Consider the following 1,337-nt stretch of genomic DNA (forward strand, 5'->3'; position numbering starts at 1 on the left):
CTGCAGTCCAGCCGTCCGAACTCCGCGACAACACCATGTCCGCGCCGTCCTGCGAGCGGGCGAGGGCGAGCAGTTCCCGGACCGGCCAGCCGAGCCAGCGGGCGTTGCCGATCAGGTCGCCGCCGACTTCGTTGGACACGCAGGCGATGGTCACATGCCGCTCTGTCAGGGGTTTGGCCAGGAGATCGGTCAGGTTCAGTTCGATCTCCTCCTCAACCATCCCGGTGACGCGCAAGGTCCAGGTGTCCGGATCGATGGAGGGGACGATCAGGGCTGTATCTATACGATAAAAATCGCGGTTCGGCGTCACCAGCGGCTGCATTCCGTCCAGGCCAACTTCGGCGCCGGCTGGAATGGCCGGCGCTGCGGATGCCGCCCCGGGAAGCCTCAGCTTTTCGCGGGCTTCACTGATTCCGCTGGCCGCTCCACGCCAAACGGCCGCAATAACGCCGCCAACGGCAGTGGCCCCGGCGCCGGCAGTGAGGATCTGCAGGAAGGTGCGCCTGCCCGGGCTGGCCGTGCCTTCCATCCCGGTTGCGGCCGCAATGCCATCTTCCCGGAGACGGCGGACCAGCATGCCAAGGAGGAACGCACCTGACGCGGCTGCCACGAGGGGTACGGGAACGGCAGCGGGAGACACTTGTGCGCGGGTCAGGACGGCTGCAAGTCCGACAATCCCAAATACGGCGATAACAGCCGAGCCCGCGAAGCGCCTGACCTGTTCCAGAATCCCGGCCAATGAGCCGACGGCCGCAATGACCAGCAACATACCGGCCAGGAACACCGCCTTGTCAGCCGTTCCGAACCATGAGATGGCCCAGTCCTTCACCCCGGGAGGGACAGCATCGATGACCGCGCCGCCTACCGCCGTCAGCGGCGACAGGGACGGGCTGAGCAGTCCGGCCAGCAGCTCGCCCAGCACCACGGCTGCGCCTGCGGACACGACTCCCGACGCGGCGGCCCACCGGCGGCTGACCCGTGCGGCAGCGCCGGTTCCGGGCCGCTGGGAGGAGCCCTCGCCGTCGTCGGCCGTTTCCTGCAAAGGCTGGGGCGTGTTCACCTCTCCAGCATAGGTTCGCCGGGGCACTGCAGCGCATGACCGGAAAGTTTGTATGGCCGCTTTCAGGGAGTGCTTTGGCCTGTACCCTGCAGGGGTGGCTGCTGCCCGGCGACACGGACGTAATGCCGCGGGCAAAACTTGGCGTAGCCTGAATTCATGAGTGTTCAGCTAGGCATGCCGCAACCCCGGGAAGGTGCAGGTGCCGGCCTGCCTCCGGCCCGGCCGGCCGACGCCCCACCCGGGCTGCTGGACCGCTACGGCCGGCGGGCCACCGACA

General features: G+C 67.8%; 1 protein-coding gene and 1 pseudogene. One reads left to right on the forward strand and one right to left on the reverse strand.

Annotation, left to right across the window (positions count from 1 at the left end):
- The coding region (locus tag DBR22_RS18685; protein ID WP_146187571.1) for a molybdopterin-dependent oxidoreductase at positions 1 to 1,060 on the reverse strand (1,060 nt) is incomplete at its 3' end.
- 156 nt (positions 1,061 to 1,216) lie between these two features.
- On the opposite strand from DBR22_RS18685, the pseudogene DBR22_RS25265 reads away from it, so the two are divergent.
- A pseudogene (locus DBR22_RS25265) lies at positions 1,217 to 1,337 on the forward strand (GTP 3',8-cyclase MoaA); the annotation flags it as partial.

Origin of the sequence: Arthrobacter sp. HMWF013 (assembly GCF_003061105.1) — a bacterium.
Classification (GTDB): domain Bacteria; phylum Actinomycetota; class Actinomycetes; order Actinomycetales; family Micrococcaceae; genus Arthrobacter.